Raw genomic sequence first — 2962 nt, 5'->3', positions numbered from 1 at the left:
CGTCCCGGAACGAGCCGGCGGCCAGCGTGCCCGCCAGCGGATTGCCGGCCAGCACGGTGCTCAGCGCGGCGGCCAGCAGGTGCGGCACGTGGCTGATCTCGGCGACCGCCCGGTCGTGCTCGGCGGCGGTGACGGGAACGACGCGGGCGCCCAGCGTGGTGACGAGGCCGGCCAGCGTCAGCCAGTCGGCCAGGTCGGTGCCGTCCTCCTCCAGGCACAGCACCCAGGCGCAGCCGTCGAACAGGTGGGGATCGGAGGCGAGGAAGCCGGACGATTCCTTGCCGGCCATCGGGTGTCCGCCGACGAACCGGCGGCCGTGCAGCAGGTCGCGCACGGGACCCTTGACCGAGGTGACGTCGGTGATCAGGCCGGGGTGGCCGGCCAGCTCAGCCAGCACGCCGCGCAGCGCCGGGAGCGGCACGGCCAGTACGACGAGCTCGGCGCCCGCGACGGCCTCCGGGATGCTCTCGGCCACCTGCCAGTCGCCCTTGATGACGATGGTCCGGGTGCCCGGGTCGGCGGAGGGTGGCAGCTCGGCCGCTTTGGCCAGCCCTCGGGCGGCCTCCCGGGTCTGTTCGCCGGCGTCGTAGCCGACCACGTGGTGCCCGTGGGCGGCCAGGGCCCGCAGGAGCGAGCCGCCGATGAGACCGAGGCCGATGACTGCGACGTTCACGCGGCAGACTCTCGCACACGATCGGCATCAGCCGTACGGACGTGTCGGTTTTGGTCCGTTTCGCCACTGGTTGGGGATGATCACCGCCCTTACGGTGATCATGTGACGTACAGGGACAAAGTTGCCGTTATCGGCGTGATGGCTGCGACGATCGCCATGCTCGCCGCGCCGGCGCAGGCGGCACCGTCGGAATCACCGGACGCCGTGCCGAGCTTCAACGGGACCGTGCTGGCTGTCGCGTACTCCGGCAGCACCGTCTACGTCGGCGGCGACTTCACCGCCGCGGTCGTCAAGGGCAAGGCGGTTGCGCGCAGCCGGCTCGCCGCGATCAACGCGGTCACCGGGGAACTGCTGCCCTGGGCGCCCGTCGCGGACGGCCGGGTCAAGGCGATCGCCACCAGCGGCTCAGCCGTGTACGTCGGCGGGGACTTCGGCACAGTCGGCGGCCAGCGACGCGACAGCCTGGCCCGGCTCGACGGGCGCAGCGGCGCGGTCGCCGGCACCTTCAAGCACACCATCGAGGGCCGCCCGTACGCGCTGGCCGCCACCGGAGGCCGGCTCTACCTCGGTGGCTCGATCACCAAGGTCAACGGGCAGAGCCGCACCCGGCTGGCCGCCTTCAACCTGACCACCGGGGCGCTGGACACCAAGTGGAAGCCGACCGCGGACGACCAGGTCGAGTCGCTGGCGACCGGCGGCGGCCGGGTCTACGCCGGTGGCAAGTTCCACAAGGTCAACGGCACCAGCGGGTACGACCGGCTGGTGGCCCTGGACCCGTCCTCGGCCGCGATCGTCACCGGCTTCAAGCCCAGGCCCCCGGTGATCACCTTCGCCGTGGCGGTCACCTCGACCGGCGTCTACACCGCGCACGGCGGCCAGGGCGGCGCGGCCAGCAGCTACAGCACCACCGGGGTCAAGCGGTGGACGGCCACCTTCGACGGCAACGCGCAGGCGATCGGCGTGCTCGGCGACACCGTCTACGTCGGGGGGCACTTCGACCGGGCGTGCCGGACCGCGCGTACCGGAAGTCAGGGCACCTGCCTGGACGGCTCGGACGACCGGATCAAGCTCGCGGCCCTCGCCACCACCGACGGCCACCTGCGCGACTGGACCGCCGACGCCAACGGCGTCGAGGGCGTGCTGGCCATGGCCGTCAACCCCGGCCTCGGCGCGCTGGCCGTGGGCGGCGCCTTCACCACGATCGGCGGGCGGTCACAGAAACGCTTCGCGCAGTTCGGCTGAGCGATCCTCGAAAGCTTTATCCGCACGGCAGGGCCGCATCTCTTGGGCGAGGGATGCGGCCCTGTGCTGTGCGTCAGGCCTTGCAGTTGTGCGACTTCTTCCACTTCGCGACCGTGGCGACCGGGCTCTTGTTGCCCTTCGCCCGCCAGGACTTGAGGAACGTCGCCGGCCACACCACGCCGCGGCGGACCTTCCAGTCGCCGGTCTTGGCGCACGGCGGGGAGATGCCGTAGTGCAGGTGGCACACGTTGTTGGCGTTGCCGGTGTGGCCGACCTTGCCGAGCTGCTGGCCGGTCTTGACCCGGACACCGGCCTTGATCCCGGTCTGGATCTTGCTGAGGTGCGAGCCGTAGTAGCGCACGCCGTCGTCGCCCAGGATCGAAACCGACAGACCGCCGTTGAGGGGGCCGTCCGGCGCACCCTTCACGTACTGGTCCTTGCGGCTGACCTCGAGCACCACGCCGCTGGTCGTCGCCACCACGGTCTCGCCGCAGTCGGCGAAGATGTCCGTCGCCGGATACTTCGAGTGCGTCGGGTGGAAGGCCACGTTGGACGCCTTGACCGGGAAGGTGTACTTCAGCCCGGCCGGCGCCGTCGCGGGCGCCTTGCTGGGCGTCTTCTTCGGGGTGGCCGAGGACGTCACCGTGCCCGCCGGCGCCTTTTCCGGGGTGCCGGCCGGGTCCGGCGTGGGAACAGCCGACGCCGTCCGCGACGGCTCGAGGAACTGCGGCGCGCTGGTGGTCGTGGGCGCATCGCCCGGCGAGCCGCAGGCCGCGAGCGAGAACGCCGCGACGGTCAGGACCGAGAGGGTACGCAGGGAAAGCACCGGGCCATCCTGGCAGACGCCAACAGTTCCCGCTGACCCAGCGGGGGTGGATAGGCTGGCTGGGGATCGTCCGACCCCGCCGGATGGAGGCGACATGGCCGAACAGCACGGCGCCTGGCCCGCAGCGGCGCAGCCACCCGCCGGCTGGCTGCCCGACCGTCCGTCCGCGCCTGTCGGCCTGCCCGCGCGGCCCGTCTACCGCGAGCCGCACCCGACCGCCG

The 2962-nt window shown here is 72.2% G+C and carries 3 protein-coding genes; 1 reads left to right on the top strand and 2 read right to left on the bottom strand.

Annotated features, from left to right (window positions below):
• Positions 1-673: prephenate dehydrogenase/arogenate dehydrogenase family protein (locus AB0C29_RS41420; RefSeq protein ID WP_360832728.1), on the bottom strand; the 673-nt coding region annotated here is incomplete at its 3' end.
• A gap of 138 nt (positions 674-811) precedes the next feature.
• Between AB0C29_RS41420 and AB0C29_RS41415 the strand changes: the two genes are divergently transcribed.
• Entirely contained in the window at positions 812-1915 is a 1104-nt protein-coding gene (locus tag AB0C29_RS41415) for a hypothetical protein (protein WP_360832731.1), read from the top strand.
• Positions 1916-1988: 73 nt separating this feature from the next.
• On the opposite strand, the gene AB0C29_RS41410 is transcribed toward AB0C29_RS41415, so the two are convergent.
• A complete protein-coding gene (locus tag AB0C29_RS41410) occupies positions 1989-2741 on the bottom strand; it encodes a peptidoglycan DD-metalloendopeptidase family protein (protein WP_360832725.1) in 753 nt (250 codons plus the stop codon).
• Between the last annotated feature and the right edge of the window lie 221 nt (positions 2742-2962).

The sequence above is a fragment of the Actinoplanes sp. NPDC048791 genome (assembly GCF_040650095.1).
Lineage (GTDB): Bacteria > Actinomycetota > Actinomycetes > Mycobacteriales > Micromonosporaceae > Actinoplanes.
Note: the sequence above shows the minus strand (reverse complement) of the source record. Positions and strands in the feature narration are given on the sequence as shown.